The organism is Pseudomonas sp. GW821-FHT09C09, from assembly GCF_059418105.1.
Genome location: NZ_JBWKPF010000004.1, coordinates 399,399 through 424,503, shown reverse-complemented (window position 1 = coordinate 424,503; position 25,105 = coordinate 399,399). Strand labels below are relative to the sequence as shown.

Genomic DNA, 25,105 nt, shown 5'->3' with positions numbered 1-25,105 from the left:
AGCTAAGTTCCTGCGGCGTCACCGCCGGACGGGGTTTGGCCGACCATAGTGGCTGTGTATACTGGCCGACATTTTAACGCCCTGGAACCTCCTTCGATGGTTGCTCACCTGATTGAATTTGCCACTAACCACTACATTCTTGTCGGTATCTTCGTCGTACTGCTGGCTTTGCTGCTGGCGCATACGGTGCAGGGCGGCGGTAAAAGCCTGAGCACGGGCGAGCTGACCGCATTGGTCAACAAGGAAGCCGGCGTGGTGGTGGACATCCGTCCGAGCAAGGAATACGCCGCCGGTCACATCGTTGGCGCGGTGAACATTCCCCAGGACAAGCTGGCCGCCCGCATCGGCGAGCTGGAAAAGCACAAGGCCAAGACCATCATTCTGGTCGACGCCCTGGGCCAGACTGCCGGCACCCACGCCCGCGAGCTGATGAAATCCGGCTTCACCGCCGCCAAGCTGTCCGGCGGGATCTCCAGCTGGAAAGGCGACAACTTGCCGCTGGTGAAGTGATATGAGCGAAGTCATCGTCTACTCCAGCGATTACTGCCCTTACTGCTCGCGCGCCAAGTACCTGCTCGCGAACAAAGGCGTGGCCTTCGAAGAGATCAAGGTCGATGGCAAGCCGCAAGTGCGCGCCGCCATGGCCCAGAAAGCCGGACGCACGTCCGTGCCGCAGATCTGGATCGGCGACACCCACGTCGGCGGATGTGACGATTTGTACGCCCTGGAGCGCGCCGGCAAGCTCGACGCGCTGCTCAAGGCCTGAACTGCTGCACCTCACCAAGAACCCAAAAGACCCAAGATCAGAAAGGATCTGAGATGACTGACCAACAGAACACTGCAGCCAGCGAAGAAGAAACCGCACCGCAATTCTCCTTGCAGCGCATCTACGTTCGCGACCTGTCCTTCGAAGCTCCGAAAAGCCCGGCGATCTTTCGCCAGCAGTGGGACCCGACCGTCGGTCTGGATCTGAACACCCGTCAGAAAGCGCTGGAAGGCGATTTCTACGAAGTCGTGCTGACCCTGTCCGTGACCGTGAAAAACGGTGAAGAAGTCGCCTTCATCGCTGAAGTGCAACAGGCCGGTATCTTCCTGATCAAGAACCTGGACGCGGCTTCGATGAGCCACACTCTGGGTGCGTTCTGCCCGAACATCCTGTTCCCGTACGCTCGCGAAACCCTGGACAGCCTGGTGACCCGTGGTTCGTTCCCGGCCCTGATGCTGGCCCCGGTGAACTTCGACGCCCTGTACGCGCAAGAGCTGCAGCGCATGCAGGAAGCCGGCGAGACTCCGACCGTTCAGTAAGCGGTCGATGCAACAACGAAAAAAGCGCCGTTACAGGCGCTTTTTTCATGGGCGGTGATCGTTACTTGAAGCCGTTCTGTCGCCAGGCTTCGTACACGGCCACTGCCACGGTGTTGGACAGGTTCAGGCTGCGGCAGCCTTCGCGCATCGGCAGGCGCAGGCGCTGTTCGGCGGGCAGGGCGTCCAGCACTTCCGGCGGCAGGCCACGGCTTTCCGGGCCAAAGATGAAGGCATCGCCCGGGACGAACGCGGCATCGTGAAACGGTCGCGAACCCTTGGTGGTGAAGGCGAACAGCCGTGGGTGGCCGAGACTTTCCAGGCAACTGGCCAGGTCGGCGTGGCGTTGCAGCGTGGCGTACTCGTGGTAGTCGAGACCGGCACGACGCAGGCGCTTGTCGTCCATCTCGAAGCCCAGCGGTTCGATCAAATGCAGGTGGCAGCCGCTGTTGGCGCACAGCCTGATAACGTTACCGGTGTTCGGTGGAATTTCCGGTTGAAAAAGGATGACGTGAAACATGCACGGCTCCGAAGGTAAAGATGACGCGCATTCTACGCCGCCAGCCGACCCGCGTTCGAAACTATTCCCGCGAGTCATGGGTTCGCTGGCGATTTTCGGCCTGATGGTCGGGATGATGATCGGCCGCTTGACCACCCCCGACCCCAGCGTATTGCAACAGGTCGAGGTGATCGATGGCGGTCTGGCGGTCTGGTTCAACAATGAGCCGAAGCTGCATGGCGAAATCGTCGATGGCACGCTCGCCCTGTTGTTTCAGGCCGAGGGCAAGGCACAAAAGGGCCAGTTGAAGATCAACGGCAAAGACGGGAACTGGCGGACGCGATTGAGTGACGGTGGTTTACTGCTGACGGTGCTGGCGGCGCGGCCGCTGCAAGGGGAGTGGGCCGGCCAGGCGGTCGATGACCGCTGGCGGCTGGAGATCCGTCTCCGGGAGCAATAAAAGAGGGAATCCCCGGCCTGCCTGTACCAAGGTTCCCGAAACGGGCGGGCTCATCGCATGGCGTGCTGAGCCGGTGTAAAGAAGGAACCCCTGACCTGCCTGTATCAAGGGCCCCAAAAGGGTGGACTCTTCGAGTCCGGTGTAAAGAGGGGAATCCCCGGCCTGCCTGTACCAAGGCCCCCGAAAGGGTGGGTGAATCGAATCACCTGAAAGGGTTATTGCAGGGGACGTGCCAGTTTTTATCGTTTTGAAACAAAAAAGCCCTGCACCATGACGAAGGCCCCGTAATACGGGGCCTTCGTCTTTTCACTGGATGGTTTTTTCAGCGTGTTGCGATACCAGGTTGAGCTAGCGACCGTGCCCGATTACGGGTCACGGTGCCTTGCGGCGGTGCAGGCCGGCACTGAATCTCAGCCCTCATCACCCTCATCGTCATCCCCGCCATCGACCTTCATGCCGAGCTCCTTGATCTTGCGGGTCAGGGTATTGCGGCCCCAGCCCAGCAGCACCGCAGCGTCACGGCGACGCCCGGCAGTGTGCTTCAACGCTGTCTCGATCATGATCCGCTCGAACGCCGGCACCGCGCTGTCGAGCAGACTCGACTGACCACGTGCCAAGGCCTGGTCGGCCCACTGGCGCAGCGCCTGCTCCCAGTTGGTCACCGGTGCTGAATCCTGCGGCAGGCTCAGAAGCTCCGGCGGCAGGTCGCCGATGTGCACTTCACGCCCGGACGCCATCACCGTGATCCAGCGGCAGGTGTTTTCCAGCTGCCGCACGTTGCCCGGCCATGGCAGGTTCTTCAGATATTCCTCGGTCTCGCTTTTCAGCAGCTTAGGCTCCACCGCCAGCTCCTGCGCGGCGCGGCTGAGGAAGTGCTTGGCCAGGGTCGGGATGTCTTCGCGACGGTCCGACAGGCGCGGGATATGGATGCGGATCACGTTGAGGCGGTGGAACAAGTCCTCACGGAATTTCCCGGCGTGAACCAGGGTTTCCAGATTCTGGTGGGTCGCGGCGATGATCCGCACATCGACCTTGACCGGCACGTGCCCGCCAACGCGATAGAACTCGCCGTCGGCCAGCACCCGAAGCAGTCGGGTCTGGGTATCTGCCGGCATGTCGCCGATTTCATCAAGGAACAGCGTGCCGCCATCGGCCTGTTCGAAACGCCCGCGACGCAGGTTGGCTGCGCCGGTGAACGCACCTTTCTCGTGGCCGAACAGCTCGGATTCCATCAGATCTTTCGGAATCGCCGCCATGTTCAGCGCAATGAACGGCGAGGCCGCACGCGGGCTGTGGCGGTGCAGGGCATGGGCCACCAGTTCTTTACCGGTGCCGGATTCGCCGTTGATGAGCACGGTGATGTTGGAGTGGCTCAGGCGCCCGATGGCGCGAAACACTTCCTGCATTGCCGGCGCTTCGCCGATGATTTCCGGGGTGCGGGTCAGGGCCGGCACCACTTCCAGGCCTTGCTGCTCCTGGGCGTGCTGGTTGGCGCGCTTGACCAGCGACACCGCTTCGTCGACGTCGAACGGCTTGGGCAGGTATTCGAAAGCGCCGCCCTGATAGGAGGCGACAGCGCTGTCCAGATCGGAGTGTGCGGTCATGATGATGACCGGCAGTCGTGGGTGCTGCTCGCGAATCCGCGCCAGAAGATCCAGACCGCTGGCACCCGGCATGCGGATGTCGGAGATGATCACGTCCGGCTGCTGGCGGGCTAGGCGGCTCATCACGCCATCGGCACTGTCGAAGCTCTGGGTGGTCATGCCTTCCTGTTGCAGGGCTTTTTCCAGGACCCAGCGGATAGAACGGTCGTCATCGACGATCCACACGGTTTCACTACGGCTCATGTCGATGTGGCTCCTTGTTCCAGTGGCAGAAAGATCGAGAAGGTGGTGTGGCCTGGATGGCTGTCACACTCGATCAGGCCCTGGTGCTGGCTGATGATGTTCTGGGTGATGGCCAGGCCGAGTCCGGTACCGTCCGGACGGCCGCTGACCATGGGAAAGAAAATGGTTTCCTGGAGTTCCGCCGGAATCCCCGGGCCGTTGTCGATGATCTCGATCTTGGTCACCAGACGATGGCGGATATGGCCGATGGTGAACTGGCGCATGGCGCGGGTGCGCAGGCTGATGCGGCCCAGGCGCAGCTCGTTCTGGCTGCTGATCGCCTGCATCGCGTTGCGCACGATGTTCAGCACCGCCTGAATCATTTGCTCGCGGTCGATCAGCACGTCCGGAATGCTCGGGTCGTAATCGCGCACCAGCGTGATGCAGCCCTGGCTTTCGGCCTCGACCAGCTGGCAGACGCGCTCCAGCACTTCGTGGACGTTGCACAGGGCCAGCGACGGCAGTTTGTTCGAGCCGAGCATGCGGTCGACCAGATTGCGCAGGCGGTCGGCCTCTTCGATGATCACGTTGGTGTAGTCGCGCAGGCTGTCTTCCGGCAGCTCCCGGGCCAGCAATTGCGCGGCACCACGAATGCCGCCCAGCGGGTTCTTGATCTCGTGGGCGAGGCCGCGCACAAGCATCTTGCTGGTTTCCTGCTTCGACAGTTGCGCCTCTTCCTTGGTGATCCGCAGCAAGCGATCGCGGGGGTGAACCTCCAGCAACAGCAGGGTCGCGCCGCTGCTCAGGATCGGTGTCACCGCGTAGTCGACGGTCAGGGTCTGGCCGGTGAGGGCGGTGAGCATCGCTTCGCGCTTGGTGAACGGGTGCGCCTGTTCCACCGCCTGGCGCAACGAATTGAGCGCCTCGGTGGATTCGGTGAACAGCTCGCTGATGAACTGGCCATGGCTGCGCTGACCGCTGATGGCCAGCAGCATCTCCGCCGCCGGGTTCATGTACTCGAGGCGCAATTCGGCGTCGAGCAGGATGGTGGCGGTGGTCAGGTTGTCGAGCAGCAATCGGTGGAGTGCGTCGCTTATGGTCATCAGGACCTCTTTTGGAGCAAGGCGTGCGCGAGAAACGAAGCGCCGGTGCGAGGAAAATGCAAAAACCAAACCAAGGCTCCGAAAAGAAGCGCTCATCCCCTGAAACGGGCGTTTGACGCTCGTTTGCGTGGCGATCAGCCGGCCCTGGCGGGTACTTTCGAACCAAAATGGGTTGGATTGTGAGTACGGTGCAGACTGTTGCACCAATATAGTGCGCAAAGCTGAACGGCGTTAGAAGAAACGCAGGAAGGGGTTTTTCGGTTCGGCGGGTTTGTCTTTCAGCGGGCATTCCGGGCGAACGCCGTAGTCGTCAGTGGTGCAGGGTTTGACCTGGCGCTTCTGTGCCAGCGAAATGCGCTGCATATGGAACGGCTGATTGGCGGTGCGCTCCACGATGCGATCCTGCGCATCAAGGATCTCCACCGACAGGTTATGGCTGCCGCGATCGATATTGCTCAGCGGGAACACCGGGCTCAGTCCGGGTTCGCCGGTGGGCTGGCCGTCCAGCAACAGGCGATAGCGATGACCTTTTTGCAGGCCGGGTTCGCTGGTGATGCTGACGATCAATTCGCCGGCGCTGCTGCGAATGGTCGCGTCCGGCTCGGGAACCAGCACCCGCAGCATGTCGTAGCGGAACAGCGGTTGCTCCGCTGATTTTTTGGCCTTGGTGATGGGCGCCGCCCCGGTCGGGTTCGAGGCCATGCGATTGCTGGTGGCCAGCGGCACACGCTTGGCGTTGCCACGGGGTTGATCGGTGTAGACGCGATTACCCTGCGAATCGACGTACGTGAAGACCTCGGCGGATGCGCCAAGCGCAAACAGGGCCAGACACACAGCGATCAATCCGCGAGTCATGGCTTGTGCACCCGTTGCACAGCGAAAACCACAGCAGGGCTCTGCTGAATGATCGCCTCGCCATCGATCACCTGAACCGCCAGCCGATGCTCGCCCCGGTCGACGTTCACCAGTTGCAGGATCGGCACATTGCTTGGCTGACCGTAAGGTGCGTCGTCCAGCAACAGGCGCAATTGATGCGGCGGTTGCAGGCGCGGCTTGATCAGTACGCTGACGGTGAACGTGCCGTTGTTGGCGCGCAGGGCTTCTTCGGTGGGCAGGCCGGTCAGCTCCAGCACCTCATAGGCATTGCGCGCAGGCGCACGGCTGGCCGTGTCCGGTGACGGCGCACTCGGTGCCTGAGGCTGGACACTGTTGAGCGGCGGCAACTCCACCGCCTGTGCCTTCATGCCGTCCGGCGAGTGATCGCTGTACACCGTGTTGCCGTTGGCGTCGGTGAACTTGTAGATCTGCGCGGCGGCGGGCAGGGCGATCAGCATCAGGATGTAGAGAAAGGTGCGACCCATGAAATCGACCGGAAAAGAAAACGATGGGTTGCAGCATAGGCCAGTCGGGCGGGGATGGCTCGGGCGGTAAACATCCGGGCAATAAAAAAGGCCTCCCGAAGGAGGCCTCTTTTTGTCACGCCGCGTAGTGCAGCGCTACCGGATCAGCAGCTGTAGTACAGCTCATATTCCAGTGGGTGTACGAAGGTGCGGACCTTGATTTCTTCTTCGGATTTCAGAGCGATGTAGGCATCGATGAAGTCGTCGGAGAATACGCCGCCCTTGGTCAGGAACGCGCGGCCCTTGTCCAGCTCTTCCAGGGCTTCTTTCAGGCTGCCGCAAACTTGCGGGATCTCTTTCGCCTCTTCAGGCGGCAGGTCGTACAGGTTTTTGTCAGCGGCATCGCCTGGGTGGATCTTGTTCTGGATACCGTCCAGACCGGCCATCAGCAGTGCTGCGAAAGCCAGGTACGGGTTGGCAGCCGGATCCGGGAAGCGTGCTTCGATACGACGGCCGCGTGGGCTGTTGACGTAAGGAATACGGATCGAGGCGGAGCGGTTGCGAGCCGAGTAGGCCAGCATCACCGGAGCTTCGAAACCTGGCACCAGACGCTTGTAGGAGTTGGTGGCCGGGTTGGTGAAGCCGTTCAGGGCCTTACCGTGCTTGATGATACCGCCGATGAAGTACAGGGCGGTTTCGGACAGGCCGGCATAGCCTTCGCCAGCGAAGGTGTTCTTGCCATCTTTGGCGATGGACATGTGAACGTGCATACCCGAGCCGTTATCGCCGTACAGAGGCTTCGGCATGAAGGTCGCGGTGCGGCCGTAGGCATCGGCCACGTTGTGGACAACGTATTTCAGAGTCTGAACTTCGTCAGCTTTCTTCACCAGGGTGTTGAACTTGACACCAATTTCGTTTTGACCGGCAGTTGCCACTTCGTGGTGGTGAACTTCAACGGTCTGACCCATTTCTTCCAGTGCGTTGCACATGGCGGTACGGATTTCGTGGTCGTGGTCGAACGGCGGAACCGGGAAGTAGCCGCCTTTCACGCCTGGACGGTGGCCCTTGTTGCCGCCTTCCACGTCCTGGTCGGACATCCACGAGCCTTGCTCGGAGTAGATCTTGAACATCGAGCCGGAGATGTCGGACTTGAACTTCACTTCGTCGAAGATGAAGAACTCAGGCTCTGGACCGGCGAATACGGTGTCACCGATACCGGTGGTCTTCAGGTATTCCTCGGCGCGGTGGGCGATGGCGCGCGGGTCGCGATCATAACCTTGCATGGTCGAAGGTTCGATGATGTCGCAGACCAGGATCAGGGTCGGCTCTTCGGTGAACGGATCCAGAACGGCGGTTTCGTCGTCCGGCAGCAGGATCATGTCGGAGGCTTCGATGCCTTTCCAGCCAGCGATGGAGGAACCGTCGAACATCTTGCCAACTTCGAAGAAGTCGTCTTCCAGCGCATCGCGAGCCGGCATGGTCACGTGGTGCTGAGTGCCTTTGGTGTCCGTGAAGCGCAGATCAATCCACTTGACGTCATGATCTTTGATGAGTTGAACCGACTTCGACATAGTGTCCTCCGGGTGGCTTAGGGCTGGTAGTGGATGCCCTTAAATGTTGGTGATGCCGGCGCGAATACTCTGCCAAGGCAACCTGCCTCACAAGGGAGCAAATTGCATGCCAGTGCCCCAGCATGGGTTTTTTGCCCCAAATTCACGCTTATTAAGGTGCGAAACGCATAAAGGCTGAAAATCTCGCCCTTTAATGTAGCGTCATAAGTCGAAAATGACCCGTTTTGGTGCATACAAAACCTTCTGCACATTAACTGGTTAAACCTTGAGCAATTTCCGCTATAATCCGCGCCCCCCTTTTTCGGCTGGCCCAGCGCGCGCTGTTTTCATGAAACTAATCGTAAAAGTCTTCCCCGAGATCACCATCAAAAGCCGACCTGTCCGGACGAAATTCATCCGCCAGCTGGCCAAGAACATCCGCACCGTGCTCCGCGACCTGGACCCGGCCGTGGTGGTGAACGGTGTGTGGGACAATCTCGAGCTGGAAACCCGCGTGACCGATCCCAAGGCCCTGAAAGAGATGGGCGAGCGCCTGACCTGCATGCCGGGCATCGCGCACTTTCTGCAGATCGACGAGTACCCGCTGGGCGACTTCGACGACATCACCGAGAAGTGCAAGCAGCACTATGGCGATGCACTGGCCGGGAAGATTTTCTCGGTGCGCTGCAAACGTGCGGGCAAGCATGCATTCAGCTCGATGGACGTCGAAAAATACGTCGGCAGCAAGCTGCGCCGTGAGTGCGGTGCCGCCGGAATCGACCTGAAAGCGCCGGAAATCGAAGTCCGCATCGAAGTTCGCGACAAACGGTTGTTTGTCATCCACAGCCAGCACAATGGCATCGGCGGCTATCCGCTCGGTGCGCTGGAGCAGACGCTGGTATTGATGTCCGGCGGCTTTGACTCGACGGTTGCGGCCTACCAGATCATGCGTCGCGGCCTGATGGCGCACTTCTGCTTCTTCAATCTGGGCGGTCGTGCTCACGAATTGGGCGTGATGGAAGTCGCGCATTTCATCTGGAAGAAGTACGGCAGCTCGCAACGCGTGCTATTTGTCAGTGTTCCATTTGAAGAAGTCCTGGGCGAAATTCTCGGCAAGGTCGATAACAGTCATATGGGCGTCGTATTGAAGCGTATGATGTTGCGCGCGTCCTCGGCCATCGCCGAGCGCCTGCACATTGATGCGCTGGTCACCGGCGAGGCGATCTCCCAGGTATCGAGCCAGACGCTGCCGAACCTGTCGGTGATCGACTGTGTGACCGACAAACTGGTCCTGCGTCCGCTGATCGTCGCCCACAAGCAGGACATCATCGACACGGCCAACGAGATCGGCACCGCCGATTTCGCCCGGCACATGCCGGAGTACTGCGGGGTCATTTCGGTCAACCCGAAGACCGCCGCCAAGCGTGGCCGGGTCGAGCACGAAGAGCAGGAATTCGACATGGCGGTGCTCGAGCGTGCGCTCGCAAACGCCAGACTGGTGCCGATCGATCGGGTGATCGACGAATTGGGCCAGGATTTGCAAATCGAAGAAGTCAGCGAGGCACTGGCCGGCCAGATCGTCATCGACATCCGTCACCCGGATGCCGCCGAGGATGAGCCGCTGGAACTCGAGGGCATAGAAGTACAGACGATGCCGTTCTATGCAGTGAACGCACGTTTCAAGGAACTGGACCCTACTCGCCAGTACCTGCTGTATTGCGACAAAGGCGTGATGAGTCGCCTGCATGCTCACCATTTGCTCAGTGAGGGGCATGCCAATGTGCGCGTTTATCGACCGAGCTAAGTGCCCGGGGCTGTTTGCCTGTGGCCTGCGTCACCGGCCCCCCGACACCGCCGTCAAGCTGTAACGGCCATGCCGGACACTACTGCTAATCGCTGCCAAGACTTGTCAGCAAACCGAATCCTCTGATCGAGATACACAAGTGATCGAAAATCTACGCAACATCGCCATCATTGCCCACGTTGACCATGGTAAGACCACCCTGGTAGACAAACTCCTGCGTCAATCCGGCACCCTGGAGCGCAACGAGCTCAACGACGAGCGCGTGATGGACTCCAACGACCAGGAAAAAGAGCGCGGCATTACCATTCTGGCGAAAAACACCGCCATCAACTGGAACGGCTACCACATCAACATCGTGGACACCCCGGGCCACGCCGACTTCGGCGGCGAAGTTGAACGCGTTATGTCCATGGTTGACTCCGTGCTGCTGCTGGTCGACGCTCAAGACGGCCCAATGCCGCAAACCCGTTTCGTGACCAAGAAGGCTTTCGAAGCCGGCCTGCGTCCGATCGTGGTGATCAACAAGGTTGACCGTCCGGGCGCGCGTCCTGACTGGGTTCTGGACCAGATCTTCGATCTGTTCGACAACCTGGGCGCCACCGAAGAACAACTGGACTTCCAGGTTGTTTACGCTTCGGCCTTGAACGGCATCGCCGGTCTGGACCACACCGCCATGGGCGAAGACATGACCGCGCTGTACCAAGCGGTTGTCGACCACGTTCCAGCTCCGGCTGTTGACCGTGACGGTCCGTTCCAGATGCAGATCTCCGCTCTGGACTACAACAGCTTCCTGGGTGTTATCGGTGTTGGCCGTATCGCTCGTGGTCGCGTCAAGCCGAACACTCCGGTTGTCGCTATCGACGCCAACGGCAAGCGCCGCAACGGCCGTATCCTGAAGCTGATGGGTCACCACGGTCTGCACCGCGTTGACGTTGAAGAAGCAGCTGCGGGCGACATCGTCTGCATCAGCGGTTTCGACGAACTGTTCATCTCCGACACCCTGTGCGACATCAACACCGTCGAGGCGATGAAGCCTCTGACCGTTGACGAGCCAACCGTTTCCATGACCTTCCAGGTAAACGACTCGCCATTCTGCGGTAAAGAAGGCAAGTTCGTGACCTCCCGTAACATCAAGGATCGTCTGGACAAAGAGCTGCTGTACAACGTTGCACTGCGCGTTGAAGAAGGCGACTCGGCTGACAAGTTCAAGGTATCCGGCCGTGGTGAGCTGCACCTGTCGGTACTGATCGAAACCATGCGTCGCGAAGGCTTCGAGCTGGCCCTGGGCCGTCCTGAAGTGATCATCCGTGAAGTTGACGGCGTGAAGCAGGAACCGTTCGAAAACGTGACCATCGACATCCCTGAAGAATCCCAGGGCAAGGTCATGGAAGAAATGGGTCTGCGTAAAGGCGACCTGAGCAACATGGTGCCGGATGGCAAGGGCCGTGTTCGTCTGGAATACAACATCCCTGCTCGCGGTCTGATCGGTTTCCGTAACCAGTTCCTGACCTTGACCAACGGTGCTGGCATCCTGACTTCGATCTTCGATCGTTACGCTCCAGTGAAGTCGGGCCACATGTCCGGCCGTCAGAACGGCGTTCTGGTTTCGGTTGAAACCGGCAAGGCACTGACCTACTCCCTGGAAACCCTGCAGGCTCGTGGCAAGCTGTTCGTAGAACACGGCCAGGAGATCTACAACGGTCAGATCGTTGGTCAGAACTCCCGCGACAACGACCTGGGTGTGAACCCAACCAAAGGCAAGAAGCTCGACAACATGCGTGCTTCGGGTAAAGACGAAACCATCGCTCTGGTCCCACCTGTTCGCTTCACCCTGGAACAGGCTCTGGAATACATCCAGGAAGACGAGCTGTGCGAAGTTACTCCTAAGTCCATCCGTCTTCGCAAGAAGATCCTGGACGAAAGCGAGCGTACCCGCGCTGCCAAGAAAGCCAAGGCGTAATTTAGCCCAGGCTTGAAAAAACGCCCCCGGTCGAGAGACCGGGGGCGTTTTTTTTTGTTCGGGCTTTTTTGATATCTCGTTCCCACGCAAAGCGTGGGGACGATCAAGGGCCGATCAGAACTTCTCGATCGACCGCGAATTCTGCACCCGCTCCACTTCCTTCGGCTTGTACGCGCAATATCCCGGGCGCGGGCCGATCTTCGGGTGGTTGCGGCAGGTGTCCGGGCGCTTGTCATAAATGGTGCACAACCGGCTCTTGCGATCCAGGTAGTAGCAATCGTTGTTGCTCATGCGCTGCAGGGTGAAGATCCCCGACTTCTGGTTGAAGCGCTCCACCAGACCTTCCTTTTGCAGGCGCTTGGCGATGTTCTTCGGCGGGTCGCCCAGTTCGAACTCGTCGACCACACCGATGCGCACCAGATCCTTGATCTTGACTTCGACCGGCAGCGTGCAGCAGCTGGAAACGCACGAGCCGCACATCGGGGCCGAATATTTGGCCCAGGTATCGAGACGGTCGATCTCGGCTGCGGCGATCAGGTTGGGCTTCATCATCGGGGTTTACCAGGCGTGTGCATCAGGGCGCGCGATCATACCGGGACTGGTGGATTTTTGAACAACCTTTCGCCAGATTTTTTCTTTCTGTCATCACCGGGGCCGACAATTCGGCACGGCCCCTGCATTCATTCAGGCATTCGCCAAGGTATTGCCGAACGATCCCGCACTCTCAGGAAAAACTGCCGAACCAGAGCCGCCACCGTCGGTCAGACCGTCTAGGCTCTGACAATTCCCCGCTCGCTCGAGGTCCTATCGATGACTCAAGAACCACTAGTTCGCGAAGCAGAGGTGGCCGCATTCCGCGACGCCGTCCTGACCAAACTCACCTACGCGGTGGGCAAAGACCCGGATCACGCCTTCGACCATGACTGGTTCGAAGCCATCGCCCTGGCGGCCCGGGACCACATGGTCGAGCACTGGATGGACCACACCCGGCAGATCTACCGCAAAGGTCAGAAGCGGGTGTATTACCTCTCGCTGGAATTTCTCATCGGCCGTTTGCTGTACGACAGCCTGAGCAACCTCGGCCTGCTCGACGTTGCCCGTGAGGCACTGACCGAACTGGGTGTGGATCTGGAGCGCATCCGCTTGCTGGAGCCCGACGCCGCGCTGGGCAACGGCGGCCTCGGACGGCTGGCGGCGTGCTTCATGGAAAGCATGTCGACCCTCGGCATCGCCGGTCACGGCTACGGCATTCGTTACGAGCACGGGTTGTTCCGCCAGGCCATCGTCGATGGTTGGCAGCAGGAACAGACCGAGCACTGGCTGGATTTCGGCAACCCGTGGGAGTTCGAGCGGCCGGAGGTCGTCTACAGCATCGGCTTCGGCGGCAGCGTCGAGACCGTCACCGATGTCAGCGGCAAGAGCAAACAGGTCTGGCACCCGGCAGAAACCGTGCGGGCGATTGCCTACGACACCCCGGTGGTCGGCTGGCGCGGGGCGAGCGTCAACACCTTGCGCTTGTGGCGCGCCCGGGCGATGGAGGACTTGCACCTGGAGCGCTTTAACGCCGGTGACCACCTGGGCGCTGTGGCCGAAGTGGCCCGGGCCGAAAGTATTTCCCGCGTTCTTTATCCGGCAGACAGCACCGAAGCCGGGCAGGAATTGCGCCTGCGTCAGGAATACTTCTTCGTTGCCGCCTCGCTTCAGGACTTGTTGCGCCGTCATCGCAACATGCACACCTCGGTGCTGACCCTGGGCGATCACGCGGCGATCCAGCTCAACGACACGCACCCCTCGATCGCCGTCGCCGAACTGATGCGTCTTCTGGTGGATGTCTATGACGTGGCATGGGATGCGGCGTGGCAAGTCACCGTCGATACGCTCTCGTACACCAACCACACGCTGTTGCCCGAAGCACTGGAAACCTGGCCGGTGGGCCTGATGGAGCGCATGCTGCCGCGGCACATGCAGATCATCTACCTGATCAACGCCCAGCATATCGATTCGTTGCGGGCCAAGGGCATCCACGATTTCGACGTGCTGCGCGCGGTGTCGCTGATCGAAGAAGACAACGGCCGCCGGGTACGCATGGGCAATCTTGCGTTCCTCGGCTCCCACAGCGTCAACGGCGTGTCGGGCCTGCACACGCAACTGATGCGCAAGACCGTGTTCGCCGAACTGCACAAGCTCTATCCGGAGCGGATCAACAACAAGACCAACGGCATCACCTTCCGCCGCTGGTTGTACCAGGCCAACTCTGAACTGACCTCGATGCTGGTCGATGCCCTCGGCCCGGATGTGCTGGACAACCCCGAAGAGCGCCTGCTGGACCTTGAACCGTTCGCCGAAAAAGCGGCTTTCCGCAAGGCCTTCGCCGAGCAGCGGCTGCACAGCAAAAAAGCGCTGGCCTATCTGATTCATGAACGGCTGGGGATCGCGGTGAACCCGGCGGCGATGTTCGACGTGCAGGTCAAAAGGATCCACGAGTACAAGCGTCAGTTGCTCAACCTGATGCACACCGTGGCGCTGTATCAGGCGATTCGTGCCCAGCCGGAAACCGACTGGGTGCCACGGGTGAAAATCTTCGCCGGCAAGGCGGCGGCCAGTTATCACCAGGCCAAACTCATCATCAAACTGACCAATGACATCGCCCGGGTGGTGAACAACGACCCGACCGTGCGCGGGCTCCTTAAAGTGGTGTTCCTGCCCAACTACAACGTCAGTCTGGCGGAAAGCATCATTCCGGCGGCGGATTTGTCCGAGCAAATCTCCACTGCCGGTTTCGAAGCCTCGGGCACCAGCAACATGAAGTTCGGCCTCAACGGCGCGCTGACCATCGGCACCCTCGACGGTGCCAACGTGGAAATGTGCGAGCGCATCGGTGCCGAGCACATGTTCATCTTCGGTCTGAGCGCCCAGCAGGTCGAAGCGCGCAAGCAGAACCACGAGTTCAGCGCGGTGCCGGACATTGCGGCGTCCCATCGCCTCAATGACGTGTTGCAGGCGATCCGCAGCGGCGTGTTCTCGCCGGACGACACCTCGCGCTATACCGGGCTGATCGATTCGCTGGTGGACTACGACCGCTTCCTGGTCTGCGCCGACTTCGACTCGTACTGGGAAGCGCAGATGCGCGTCGATGCGCTCTGGCACGATTCCAACAACTGGTGGCGTTCGGCGGTGCTGAACACCGCGCGGATGGGCTGGTTCTCGTCGGACCGGACGATTCGCGAGTACGCCACGGATATCTGGAAGGCGCTGGAGTAACTTTTAGCGACAAATGTGCGCCCGGCCCCACGCTTGTTGGGCCGGGCCGATATACTGAGCCCTGGTTTCGCCCCGCTTCGGGGCTGCTCAGGGATATCGACCATGCAATGGATGTTCATGTTGATCGGGCTGCTGCTCGGTTGGCTGCTCGACGAATCGTTCAGTTCTGCGCTATTGGGCGCGCTGCTGGGCCTGGCGATCGGGCAGACGATCCGCATCATGCGCCTCGGCTCGCAGGTGGCGGAGCAGCAGCGGCAACTTGAACAGACGAAGGTGGCGTTGCAAGGCGTTGCGCAGCGCCTGTATCTGCTGGAGGGATCGCCCTCGCATGCGGTGCCGGCGCCAGGCGTGGAACCGGTCCCCGAGCCTTTGGTCGAGCCCGACGAGGTCGCCGAAGAGGCTGCGGCCCCTGAACTGGTCTGGGAGTTGCCACCTGAACTCGAACCTCTCTCCGCCGTCGCCAGCGAAGCCAGTCAGCCGCTACCGGCCGATGCCTGGCGTCTCGACGCCGTAACCCCCGACGCTCCCGAACCACAGCAACCTGCCGAACCTCGTGGCCCGAACCTCATCGAGCGCGGCATCAGCGCTGCGCGTAACTGGTTGTTCGGTGGCAACACCGTGTTGCGGGTCGGCGTGGTGCTGTTGTTTTTCGGTCTGGCCTTCCTGCTGCGCTACGCTACCGAAGGCATGGTGGTGCCGATCGAAATGCGTTACGCCGGGGTCGCGGCGGCGGCGCTGGGATTGCTGGCGCTGGGCTGGTGGCTGCGCCATCGCAACACGAGCTACGCCTTGATGCTGCAAGGCACCGGGATTGCAGTGTTGTACCTGACGGTATTTGCGGCGATGCGTCTGCATCCGCTGCTCGATCCGTCCGCCGCGCTGGGATTGCTGGTGGCGGTGACGGTGTTCTCGGCCATTCTGGCCATCACCCAGGATTCCCTGGCCCTGGCCTGCGTTGCTGCGCTTGGCGGGTTTGCCGCGCCGATCCTGACGTCCACCGGCGCCGGCAACCATGTCGCGCTGTTCAGCTATTTCGCATTGCTCAACGCCGGCATTCTCGCCATCGCCTGGTTCAAGGCCTGGCGTCTGCTCAACCTGATCGGTTTCGCCGGCACCTTCGGCATCGGTTTCGCCTGGGGCGTGCGTTCGTATGCGCCGGAACTGCTGTGGAGCACCGAGCCGTTCCTGATTCTGTTCTTCCTGATGTACCTGGCCATCGGCCTGCTGTTTGCCCGGCGCAAGCTGCTGGACATGCCGGATGCACCGGTAGAGAGCGATCGCGAGGCGCTGCTGCAGTGGTCGGCGCGCAAGGGCGACTACGTCGACGGCACCATGCTGTTCGGGCCGCCGCTGGTGGGTTTCGGTCTGCAATTCGCGCTGGTGCAGCATCTGGAATTTGCCGCCGCGTTCAGTGCACTGGCACTGGGCATGATTTACATGGCGCTCGCTCGGGCGCTGATGGGCGGTCGGGCGTTGTTGCTGGGCGAGACCTGCCTTGCGCTCGGGGTGATTTTCGCCAGCCTGGCGATTCCGCTGGGGCTGGATGCGCGCTGGACCTCCGCGGCCTGGGCGGTGGAGGGCGCGGGGATTTTCTGGCTTGGCTTGCGTCAGCACCGGCCTTTCGCCCGGGCCTTTGCGTTGCTGCTGCAACTGGGCTCGGCGCTGGCGTTTCTCAGCCAGTTGCGTGTCGGTGAAAGCAGCCTGCTCGACGGTGCGCCGCTGGGGACGTTGATGCTGGGCGTCGCGTTGCTGTTCAGCTTCTATCAGTTGCGCAAAGCCCCGGCGGAATTCACCTCGGCGTGGGAGCGCCAAGGCCTGCCGGTGTTGGCGAGTCTCGGCCTGACTTTTCTCTATCTGCTGGCGCCGCTGTTTTTCTTCGTCCAGTTCACGGCAATCAGTTGGGCCCTGGCCGGACTGTTGACCTTGTTTGTCGGCTTGCGCCTGCAATCGCGCACGTTCCTGTTCTGCGCATTTGCCGTGCAACTGCTCGGCGGTGCGCTGTTCCTGTTGCGCCTGCAAGGGGCGGGTGAGGATTCGGCGGCCGTGTTCAGCGCTGGCTGGAGCGGTTTGCTCAGCGCCTCGCTGATCGGTCTGGCACTGATCGCCGGCATGCTGTTGGCGGCGCGTGACGAGATGGTGCGCAGCGATGTGCGGCTGCTGCGCGGTTTGTCGGTGGTGCTGCTGGCGGGGTTGGTGCTGATCAATCTGGCGGTGTTGTTCGTGCTGCCGTGGCAGACCGCGAGCGCGGTATGGGCGGCCAGTGGCTTGCTGATCATCTGGCTCAGCCTGTACCTCAAGCAGCGCGTGAGTTTTGTCTTCGGTCTGCTGTTGCAACTGATCGGCGGCGCGGCGTTTTTGCTGGCCGGTCCCGAGCTGCTCGGGCCGCTGTCCAGCGAAGGTATGCGACCGCTCGCTCATGGCGGGTTCTGGACGCCGCTGGTGCTGGGGCTGGCGGCGATGATCGGTGCGTGGCGCCTGCAATTGGGTAATCACGCTTCGGCATTCGATGTGCTGAGTTTGCAGCGGCTGTCCGAAGTGTTGCTGGTGTGGGGCGCTGGTTGGTGGGCGTTGGCGTGGATTAGTGAGGTGCTGCGTTTTGCGCCGCTGAATCTGCAGGCGACGTTGTTGCTGCTGGTCGCCGCGTTGAGTGTCGCGTTGTGGACAGTGTTGGCATTGCGCCTGAAATGGCCGTCGCTCGGCTTGCTCTGCACCTTGCTGATTCCGGCGGCCGGACTGGTGTTGCTCGCTGCGTGGCACTCGCGTTATCACCCAGCGGCCAACTTCGGCTGGCTGGCGTGGGCAGCAGTGTTCGCGGTGCATTTCTTCAGCCTGCGGCGTCTGGCGCCGATGCTGCCGGCGCGGGCCTTGAGCACCGCGCATGTGCTCGGTTGCTGGCTGCTGATCGGCGTGCTGGCGCTGGAGCTGCGCTACGGCTTGCTGCTGTTGTCCGAGCAATACAATGCCTGGCGCTGGCTGGGCTGGGCGATTCTGCCGAGCGTGTATCTGTTGCTGATGGCCGCGCCGCGCAACTGGCCGTGGCCGGTGGCAGCGTTCTCTCGCGAGTACCGCTTGTACGCAGCGGCGCCGCTGGCGGTGTTGATGTTGATCTGGTTCTGGCTGGCAAACGGAGTGAGCGACGGCAACGCCGAACCGCTGCCATACGTGCCGCTGATCAACCCGCTGGAGCTGGGCCTGCTGATCGCGTTGTTCAGCGTTTATGTCTGGTCGCGCAGTGCGGTATCCGAGCTGTCGATCCGCAAGGATTACGCCGCTCACGCCTCGCAACTGATCGCCGGTGTTTCGCTGTTCGCCTTCTGTACCGCGCTGGTGACCCGCGCCGCGCACCACTGGGCGGGAATTCCGTTCGAGCTGGACCTGTTGCTCGAATCGATGCTGGTGCAGGCCGGGTTGTCCATCGTCTGGACGCTGATGGCGCTCGGGCTGATGATCGGCGGGCACCTGCGCCATCGCCGCGAAGTGTGGCTGATCGGTGCGGCGCTGATTGCGCTGGTGGTGGCCAAACTGATTTTTGTCGAATTGAGCAACCGTGGCGGGCTGGCCCGGATCGTCTCGTTTATCGGCGTCGGCGTGTTGCTGCTGGTGGTGGGCTACTTCGCGCCACTGCCGCCCAAACGCGTCGAAGCTGCACCGGCGGCGGACAAACCGGCCCCGGAAACCGAAGGAGTGTCGTCTTGAGTCGCAAGCTTAATCTCGGGTGGCTGTTGCTGGGCGTGGCCATGACGGCCGGCGCCCAGGAAAAACCGGCGGACTTCGCCGCGCAGGTGCCGTTGTCGGTCAGCGGCGCAGGCCCGTGGTATCGCCTCGAGCTGCCGCTGAACGTGCAGTTGCAGGCCCGTCAGACCGATCTCAGTGACCTGCGGGTGTTCAACGCCGCCGGTGAACCGCAGGCCTATGCGCTGGCCCGGGAATCGGCGCAGACCCGCGACGACGGCCACATGAACACGGTGAAGTGGTTCCCGCTGTACAACTCGGCGGATGCCACCGAACGCGCACCGAGCGTGCGCGTGCAATCGACCACCACCGGCACGCTGGTGGAAGTGCAACCCTCCAGCCAACTGGAAGCGGGCGAGGAAGTGCTGCGCGGCTGGCTGCTCGATGCCAGTGCGATCAAGGCACCGCTGCAGCAACTGATTCTTGACTGGACCAGCGAGCGCGACGGCTTCCAGCGTTTCAGCATCGAGGCCAGTGACGACTTGCAGCACTGGCAGCCATGGGGTGAAGGCCAGGTCGCGCGCCTGACCTTTTCCGATGAGCGTATCGAACAGCATGAAGTCGCGCTGCCGGGGCAATCGGCGCGCTATCTGCGGTTGTTGTGGGATTCGCCCAATGCGGCCCCGACCCTGACTTCGGCGCAACTGAAAAGCAGCGACCCGCAAAACCTGCCGTTGCCGCTGGTCTGGTCGCCTGCATTGGCCGGCAGCAGCACCAAGGCCGGTGAATACACCTGGCAGTTGCCGATGGGGCTGAATGTCGAGCGGGTCCAGGTCGAGTTGAAACAACCCAACAGCCTGGCGCCGGTGACGCTCTCGGGGCGCCGCGAAACCAGTCTGCCGTGGCAGCCGTTGAGCAGCGGCTTGCTCTATCGCCTGACCCAGAACGGCCAGGACGTGGTGCAGAACGAGTTGCAGCTTTACGGGCAGACCGTCCAGCAGTTGAAACTGACGGTCGACGAACGCGGCGGCGGCCTCGGCGAACAGGCGCCGAGCATCAAGTACGCGGTGCGCGCCACTCAGGTGATCTTTCTTGCACGCGGTGACGGGCCTTACAGCCTGGCGCTGGGCAATCCGACGGTGAGAACGGCGAATTTGCCGCTCTCGACCCTGATCCCTGACTTCAAACCGGAGAAACTGGCCACGCTGGGCAAGGCCACGGTGCAGGGCGATGCAGTCGCGACGCAGACAACGACGGCAACGACAGCAGCTGTTGCCGAGACCAACTGGAAGAAAATCGGATTGTGGGCAGTGTTGCTGCTCAGTGTGCTGTTTCTGGCCGCGATGGCCTTCAGTCTGCTGCGCAAGCTGCCGGCGAAGTCCTGAATATGACGGGTGTGGCCTCCACACCCGTCGGGTTTCCAACTACGCTGAATCCGGTGCCTGAACTCTCCCGGATTCATCACGTCTGATAGCAGGAATCGCACCCGACGCACGTTAGCGGGCGTCATTGCTCGCTACGGTTTCAGACTCCCTGTAAACTGCGCGGGTTTTCAGCCCCCCATTCCACCGGAGCCGTCCATGTCCCGCGTTACCCTGAGTCGCTATTTGATTGAGCAGACCCGCAGCAACAACACTCCTGCCGATCTGCGCTTCCTGATCGAAGTGGTGGCGCGTGCCTGCAAAGAGATCAGCCACGCCGTGTCCAAAGGCGCCCTCGGCGGTGTTCTGGGCAGCATGGGCACGGAAAACGTGCAAGGCGAAGTGCAGAAGAAGCTCGACGTGCTGTCGAACGAAATCCTGCTCGAAGCCAACGAGTGGGGCGGTCACCTGGCCGGCATGGCGTCCGAAGAAATGGACAACGCCTACCAGATCCCGGGCAAATACCCGAAAGGCGCCTACCTGCTGGTATTCGACCCGCTGGACGGTTCGTCGAACATCGACATCAACGCGCCGGTCGGCACCATCTTCTCGGTACTGCGTTGCCCGAACGAATACCTGAGCCAGAACGAAGCCCTGAATGAAAAGGCCTTCCTGCAGCCAGGCACCCAGCAGGTGGCTGCCGGTTACGCGATCTACGGTCCGCAGACCATGCTGATCCTGACCCTGGGCAACGGCGTGAAGGGCTTCACCCTGGACCGCGAAATGGGCAGCTTCGTCCTGACCCACGAAGACATCACCATTCCTGAAAGCACCCAGGAATTCGCGATCAACATGTCCAACCAGCGTCACTGGGAAGCCCCGGTACAGCGCTACGTTTCGGAACTGCTGGCCGGTGAAGAAGGCCCGCTGAAGAAGAACTACAACATGCGTTGGGTCGCGGCGATGGTTGCCGACGTGCACCGCATCCTGACCCGTGGCGGTCTGTTCATGTACCCGCGCGACAGCCGCGAGCCGTCCAAGCCAGGCAAACTGCGCCTGATGTACGAAGCCAACCCGATGTCGTTCCTGGTGGAACAGGCGGGCGGCGCTTCCACCGACGGTCACCAGCGCATCCTCGACATCCAGCCTGAAGGCCTGCACCAGCGCGTAGCGGTGTTCCTCGGCTCGAAAGAAGAAGTTGCTCGCGCCACGGCTTACCACAAGGAATAAGCCATGACCGCGCCCTGGCAGCCGTTGCTCGATTGGTGGTTCGGTCACTCCGAGTCAGCCACTGAAGTGACGGCGCAACAGGGCGGGTTGTGGTTCGGCAAGAAAGACAGCCAGGATCTCGAAGCGCGTGAGCGTTTCGGGGTCTTTGTCGATCAGGCCCTCGCTGGCGGATTGACCGAGTGGACGCAACGTCCCGAAGGTTGGCTGGCGGTGGTGCTGCTGCTCGATCAACTTCCGCGAATGATCTTTCGCGATACACCCAAAGCTTTTTCCGGCGATCTGCGAGCGCAGAAACTGGTTGCCCAAGGCATCGCGGCGGATTTCGACCGGCAGTTGAAGCCGATCCAGCGCCTCTTCATCTACCTCGTCTTCGAACACTGCGAAAACCTCGCGGTGCAGAATGAAGCAGTCTCGCGATTCATCGAATTGGTGGCTGAACAGCCGGAGGCGGAGCGCGGGGTGTTTGCCGACAACCTGGATTATGCCGAGCGGCATCAAAAGGTGATTGCGCGGTTCGGGCGGTTTCCGCATCGCAATGCGGTGTTGGGGCGGGAGTCTACGGTGGAGGAGTTGGAGTTTCTTGCGCAGCCGGGGTCGCGGTTCTGAATCAGCATCCAGACGACTGACCTCTTCGCAGAAAGGCCCGCGAAGAGATCAGTGAGAGCGCCTTAGATCCGGAAACTACCCACCAACTGCTTGAGTCGGGCAGCCTGCTGCTCCAGATCCGCACAAGCGCGCAACGTCGCCTGCAAGTTCTCCACACCTTCCTGGTTCAGCGTGTTGATCTCGTTGATGTCGACGTTGATCGACTCGACCACCGCCGTCTGCTCTTCGGTCGCGGTCGCCACCGACTGGTTCATCCCGTCGATCTCGCCGATGCGCTGGGTCACGCTTTCCAGGCGTTCGCCAGCCTGGTTGGCGATGCCGACGCTGCTTTCGCTCTCGCGCTGGCTCTCGGTCATGATGCCGACCGCCTGACGCGCGCCGACCTGCAGTTCTTCGATCATGCTCTGCACTTGCTGCGCCGAGTCCTGGGTGCGGTGCGCCAGGTTGCGCACTTCGTCGGCGACCACGGCGAAACCACGACCGGCCTCACCGGCACGGGCGGCTTCGATGGCGGCGTTGAGCGCCAGCAGGTTGGTCTGCTGGGAGATGCTGGTGATCACTTCCAGAATCTGCCCGATGTTCACGGTGTTGCTGTTCAGGGTTTCGATGTTGCCGCAGGAGTCGCTGATCTTCGCCGACAGTTGCTGCATCGCATGGATGGTTTTATCCACAACCTGCTGGCCGTCGACCGCCAGACTGCGCGCGTCGCTGGAGTGCTGCGAGGCGAGGGCGGCGTTCTGGGCGATTTCCTGGGCGGCGGCGCCGAGCTGATTGATTGCAGCCGCCACGCTGTTGGTGCGCGAAGCCTGCTGGTCGGAATTGAACATCGACGAGTTGGACGCCGCGACCACGCGCAGGGCGACTTCGTTGACCTGCCCGGTGGCCGAGGACACTTCGCGGATCGAGGTGTGGATACGCTCGACGAAACGGTTGAACGACAAACCCAGCGCGCCGAACTCGTCGTGGCCATGGATCACCAGACGCTTGGTCAGGTCGCCTTCGCCTTCGGCGATGTCATGCATGGCGCGACCCATGGTCAGCAGCGGTTGCATCAAAACGCGGATCAGCATGCCGAGCAGGGCGATGATGATCACCACGGCGATGACCATGGCGATCAGCGCCGAGGTACGGAACTCGCTGAGCATCGAGAATGCGGTGTCCTTGTCCAGCACCAGGCCCACATACCAATCGGCCGAAGGCACGCCGTTGACGCGGGTGAAGGAGATCAGTTGGGTCTTGCCGTCGAACTCGACTTCTTTCAGGCCCGGACTGACTTTCGGTGCACCGCTTGGGTAAGCCTCGGCCAGGGTCTTGAGCACCAGTTTGCTGTCCGGGTGGATCAGGATCTTGCCGTCGGCGCTGACGATGAACGCGTGGCCGTGGCCGCCGAAGTTCAGCGAGTTGATGATCGCGCTGACGCTGGTGAGGTCGATGTCGGCGCCGGCCACACCGATCATCTGGCCCTGGCGCTGCACCGGGGTGGCGACGGTGATCACCAGTTTGCCCGACGACGCGGCGATGTACGGTTCGGTGACGATGGTCTGCTGGGCGCTGTTCGCGGCCTTGTACCAGCCACGGGCGCGCGGGTCGTAATCCGGCGCGCGGTTGCCGGCCGGGACCGAGAACATTACGCCGTCGGCGCCGCCGAAGTAGCTGAGCTGGAAATTGCCGGTGTAGGCGGGCAGGTCGATGATGCGTTTCAGGCTGGCCGGGGCGCTGCCGTCGGCGACAACCTGCTGCGACATCGATTGCAGCAACTGGATGCGGCTTTCCAGCCAGGTCTGGATGTTGCTGGTGGTCAGGCTGCCCAGTTCCTGCATGGACGCTTCGGTGCTGCTTTGCAGGGCTTCGCGTTGTCGATAGTCGTTGAACAAAATGAAACAGGCGAACGCTACGGCCACCACGAGGGCGGCAGCCAACAAGATCTTGTGGCTGAATTTCATGTTTCTGGTCATTAAGTGAGCTACCGCGAAGGGGCTGGTCAAGAAAGGGCGGCAATTTGCCACACTCTCGGGCTTTGCGCTGCTCTTATTTCGACCGCCGCGCGACAAAGATGAGGACGCTTTTGTTAAAGGCGACGAAATGCTCAATAGCCCTACAAAGTGTCTGATTTACCGATGAATGCCGGACGAGTGGGACAATAAATAGCCACCCGCCGAGGGAACCAGACAGGGGTTTTCTCTTCTAAGCTTCTGGTTGGCGCCAGGCCATCCCCCTTCCGTTCCAGGAGTTACACCATGTCGCTGCGATCTATCGCCCTTCTGTCGTTTTGCGTGCTGTTGGCCGCATGCAGCAAGGTCAATCAGGAAAACTACTCGAAGCTCTCGGCCGGCATGGCCAAGGCCGAAGTGGAGACGCTGCTCGGCAAGCCCACCGACTGCTCGGGCGCTCTCGGCATGTCCAGTTGCACCTGGGGCGACAAGAACAGCTTTATCAGCGTGCAGTACGCCGGTGACAAAGTGTTGATGTTTTCCGGCCAAGGCCTGAAGTAAACCGGGGCTACGCGCCCACGGGAGAAAAACAATGAAGCGGTTATTGCTTGTCCTTTTTGCCGGCCTGGTACTGGCCGGCTGCGCCACCACCGGTGAAGATCCGCTGGCGCCCAAGACAGTCAGCAGCGTCAACCTCAAGCGTTACCAGGGCACCTGGTACGAGCTGGCGCGACTGCCGATGTATTTCCAGCGCAACTGCGCACAATCCGAAGCCCGTTACACGCTCGAATCGGACGGCAACCTGGGCGTGTTCAACCGTTGCCTGACCAAGGACTGGCAATGGGAAGAGGTCAAGGGCACGGCTTATCCACAGGTGCCGGGCAAGACCGACAAGTTGTGGGTCGAGTTCGATACCTGGTTTTCGCGGCTGATTCCGGGCTCGGCGAAGGGTCAATACTGGGTGCTGTACGTCAGTGACGACTACAAGACTGCCATCGTTGGCGACCCGAGCCGTCGCTACCTGTGGCTGTTGTCGCGCACGCCGACTGTCAATGGTGTGGTGCGCGAAGAACTGCTGAGCAAGGCGCGTCAGCAGGGTTACGACACCACGCGGTTGATCTGGCGAGCATCGGATCAGCAGATGGCCAAGACGTCCAACTGACGCACAACAAAAAACCTGTGGAGGTTGCCCTCCACAGG

21 protein-coding genes and 1 pseudogene are annotated in these 25,105 nt (G+C 61.2%); 13 read left to right on the top strand and 9 right to left on the bottom strand.

Going from position 1 to position 25,105, the window contains the following annotated elements; genetic code table 11:
• The first annotated feature begins 96 nt into the window (after nt 1-96).
• From AC07NR_RS15405 to secB, 3 genes are read left to right on the top strand one after another with little or no spacing between them, the layout of a single operon-like run.
• On the top strand, nt 97-510 hold the full coding sequence (locus tag AC07NR_RS15405) for a rhodanese-like domain-containing protein (protein WP_085712774.1): 414 nt from the start codon (nt 97-99) through the stop codon (nt 508-510).
• A gap of 1 nt (nt 511) precedes the next feature.
• Nucleotides 512-766, top strand: coding sequence for a glutaredoxin 3 (gene grxC / locus AC07NR_RS15400; RefSeq protein ID WP_085712775.1), 255 nt, complete (start codon nt 512-514; stop codon nt 764-766).
• 53 nt (nt 767-819) lie between these two features.
• On the top strand, nt 820-1,305 hold the full coding sequence (gene secB, locus AC07NR_RS15395; RefSeq protein WP_085712776.1) for a protein-export chaperone SecB: 486 nt from the start codon (nt 820-822) through the stop codon (nt 1,303-1,305).
• A 61-nt stretch (nt 1,306-1,366) separates the two neighbouring features.
• On the opposite strand, the gene AC07NR_RS15390 is transcribed toward secB, so the two are convergent.
• The gene (locus tag AC07NR_RS15390) at nt 1,367-1,822 is read right to left on the bottom strand and encodes a tRNA (cytidine(34)-2'-O)-methyltransferase (protein WP_114881098.1); all 456 of its coding nucleotides are present in this window, start codon (nt 1,820-1,822) and stop codon (nt 1,367-1,369) included.
• On the opposite strand from AC07NR_RS15390, the gene AC07NR_RS15385 reads away from it, so the two are divergent.
• A complete protein-coding gene (locus AC07NR_RS15385) occupies nt 1,821-2,261 on the top strand; it encodes a hypothetical protein (RefSeq protein ID WP_248738622.1) in 441 nt (146 codons plus the stop codon). The two genes, AC07NR_RS15390 and AC07NR_RS15385, sit on opposite strands and share 2 nt — an antisense overlap.
• A gap of 410 nt (nt 2,262-2,671) precedes the next feature.
• Here AC07NR_RS15385 and ntrC read toward each other — a convergent pair whose 3' ends face one another.
• From ntrC to glnA, 5 genes are all read right to left on the bottom strand, one after another.
• Nucleotides 2,672-4,108 (bottom strand): nitrogen regulation protein NR(I), encoded by a 1,437-nt coding sequence (gene ntrC / locus AC07NR_RS15380; RefSeq protein ID WP_085712778.1) that lies wholly within the window; start codon nt 4,106-4,108, stop codon nt 2,672-2,674.
• Nucleotides 4,105-5,190: a nitrogen regulation protein NR(II) gene (glnL, locus tag AC07NR_RS15375; RefSeq protein WP_085712779.1), complete on the bottom strand. Its 1,086-nt coding sequence runs from the start codon at nt 5,188-5,190 to the stop codon at nt 4,105-4,107. The genes ntrC and glnL overlap by 4 nt, the downstream gene beginning before the upstream one ends.
• Before the next feature lie 231 nt (nt 5,191-5,421).
• The gene (locus AC07NR_RS15370) at nt 5,422-6,045 is read right to left on the bottom strand and encodes a DUF4124 domain-containing protein (protein WP_495078885.1); all 624 of its coding nucleotides are present in this window, start codon (nt 6,043-6,045) and stop codon (nt 5,422-5,424) included.
• Entirely contained in the window at nt 6,042-6,551 is a 510-nt protein-coding gene (locus AC07NR_RS15365; protein WP_495078884.1) for a DUF4124 domain-containing protein, read from the bottom strand. Before AC07NR_RS15365 ends, AC07NR_RS15370 begins: the two co-directional genes overlap by 4 nt.
• A 143-nt stretch (nt 6,552-6,694) precedes the next feature.
• Nucleotides 6,695-8,101: a glutamate--ammonia ligase gene (glnA, locus tag AC07NR_RS15360; protein WP_085712782.1), complete on the bottom strand. Its 1,407-nt coding sequence runs from the start codon at nt 8,099-8,101 to the stop codon at nt 6,695-6,697.
• Nucleotides 8,102-8,429: 328 nt separating this feature from the next.
• Between glnA and thiI the strand changes: the two genes are divergently transcribed.
• Together thiI and typA are read left to right on the top strand one after the other, a co-directional pair.
• A complete protein-coding gene (gene thiI / locus AC07NR_RS15355; RefSeq protein ID WP_085712783.1) occupies nt 8,430-9,884 on the top strand; it encodes a tRNA uracil 4-sulfurtransferase ThiI in 1,455 nt (484 codons plus the stop codon).
• A gap of 139 nt (nt 9,885-10,023) precedes the next feature.
• Nucleotides 10,024-11,844: a translational GTPase TypA gene (gene typA / locus AC07NR_RS15350; RefSeq protein ID WP_085712784.1), complete on the top strand. Its 1,821-nt coding sequence runs from the start codon at nt 10,024-10,026 to the stop codon at nt 11,842-11,844.
• Nucleotides 11,845-11,958: 114 nt separating this feature from the next.
• Here the strand turns inward: typA and AC07NR_RS15345 are convergent, their stop codons facing one another.
• The gene (locus tag AC07NR_RS15345; RefSeq protein ID WP_007961740.1) at nt 11,959-12,396 is read right to left on the bottom strand and encodes a YkgJ family cysteine cluster protein; all 438 of its coding nucleotides are present in this window, start codon (nt 12,394-12,396) and stop codon (nt 11,959-11,961) included.
• Between the two features lie 258 nt (nt 12,397-12,654).
• Here AC07NR_RS15345 and AC07NR_RS15340 point away from each other — a divergent pair, with 258 nt between their 5' ends.
• From AC07NR_RS15340 to AC07NR_RS15320, 5 genes are all read left to right on the top strand, one after another.
• Nucleotides 12,655-15,105, top strand: a complete 2,451-nt coding sequence (locus AC07NR_RS15340; protein ID WP_085712786.1) for a glycogen/starch/alpha-glucan phosphorylase — start codon at nt 12,655-12,657, stop codon at nt 15,103-15,105.
• Between the two features lie 102 nt (nt 15,106-15,207).
• Entirely contained in the window at nt 15,208-18,801 is a 3,594-nt protein-coding gene (locus tag AC07NR_RS15335; protein WP_495078883.1) for a DUF2339 domain-containing protein, read from the top strand.
• Nucleotides 18,798-20,162, top strand: a complete 1,365-nt coding sequence (locus tag AC07NR_RS15330; protein WP_495078882.1) for a DUF3999 domain-containing protein — start codon at nt 18,798-18,800, stop codon at nt 20,160-20,162. The genes AC07NR_RS15335 and AC07NR_RS15330 overlap by 4 nt, the downstream gene beginning before the upstream one ends.
• Nucleotides 20,163-20,357: 195 nt before the next feature.
• Nucleotides 20,358-21,368 (top strand): class 1 fructose-bisphosphatase, encoded by a 1,011-nt coding sequence (locus AC07NR_RS15325; RefSeq protein ID WP_065261556.1) that lies wholly within the window; start codon nt 20,358-20,360, stop codon nt 21,366-21,368.
• 3 nt (nt 21,369-21,371) lie between these two features.
• On the top strand, nt 21,372-21,974 hold the full coding sequence (locus AC07NR_RS15320; protein ID WP_495078881.1) for a DUF924 family protein: 603 nt from the start codon (nt 21,372-21,374) through the stop codon (nt 21,972-21,974).
• 62 nt (nt 21,975-22,036) lie between these two features.
• Here the strand turns inward: AC07NR_RS15320 and AC07NR_RS15315 are convergent, their stop codons facing one another.
• Entirely contained in the window at nt 22,037-22,801 is a 765-nt protein-coding gene (locus AC07NR_RS15315) for a methyl-accepting chemotaxis protein (protein ID WP_371320915.1), read from the bottom strand.
• 93 nt (nt 22,802-22,894) lie between these two features.
• A pseudogene (locus AC07NR_RS15310) lies at nt 22,895-23,917 on the bottom strand (HAMP domain-containing protein); the annotation flags it as partial.
• Nucleotides 23,918-24,211: 294 nt separating this feature from the next.
• On the opposite strand from AC07NR_RS15310, the gene AC07NR_RS15305 reads away from it, so the two are divergent.
• Both AC07NR_RS15305 and AC07NR_RS15300 read left to right on the top strand, forming a co-directional pair.
• Nucleotides 24,212-24,466, top strand: a complete 255-nt coding sequence (locus AC07NR_RS15305) for a hypothetical protein (RefSeq protein ID WP_007952486.1) — start codon at nt 24,212-24,214, stop codon at nt 24,464-24,466.
• A gap of 31 nt (nt 24,467-24,497) precedes the next feature.
• Nucleotides 24,498-25,067, top strand: a complete 570-nt coding sequence (locus tag AC07NR_RS15300) for a lipocalin family protein (RefSeq protein WP_305833289.1) — start codon at nt 24,498-24,500, stop codon at nt 25,065-25,067.
• Nucleotides 25,068-25,105 lie beyond the last annotated feature (38 nt).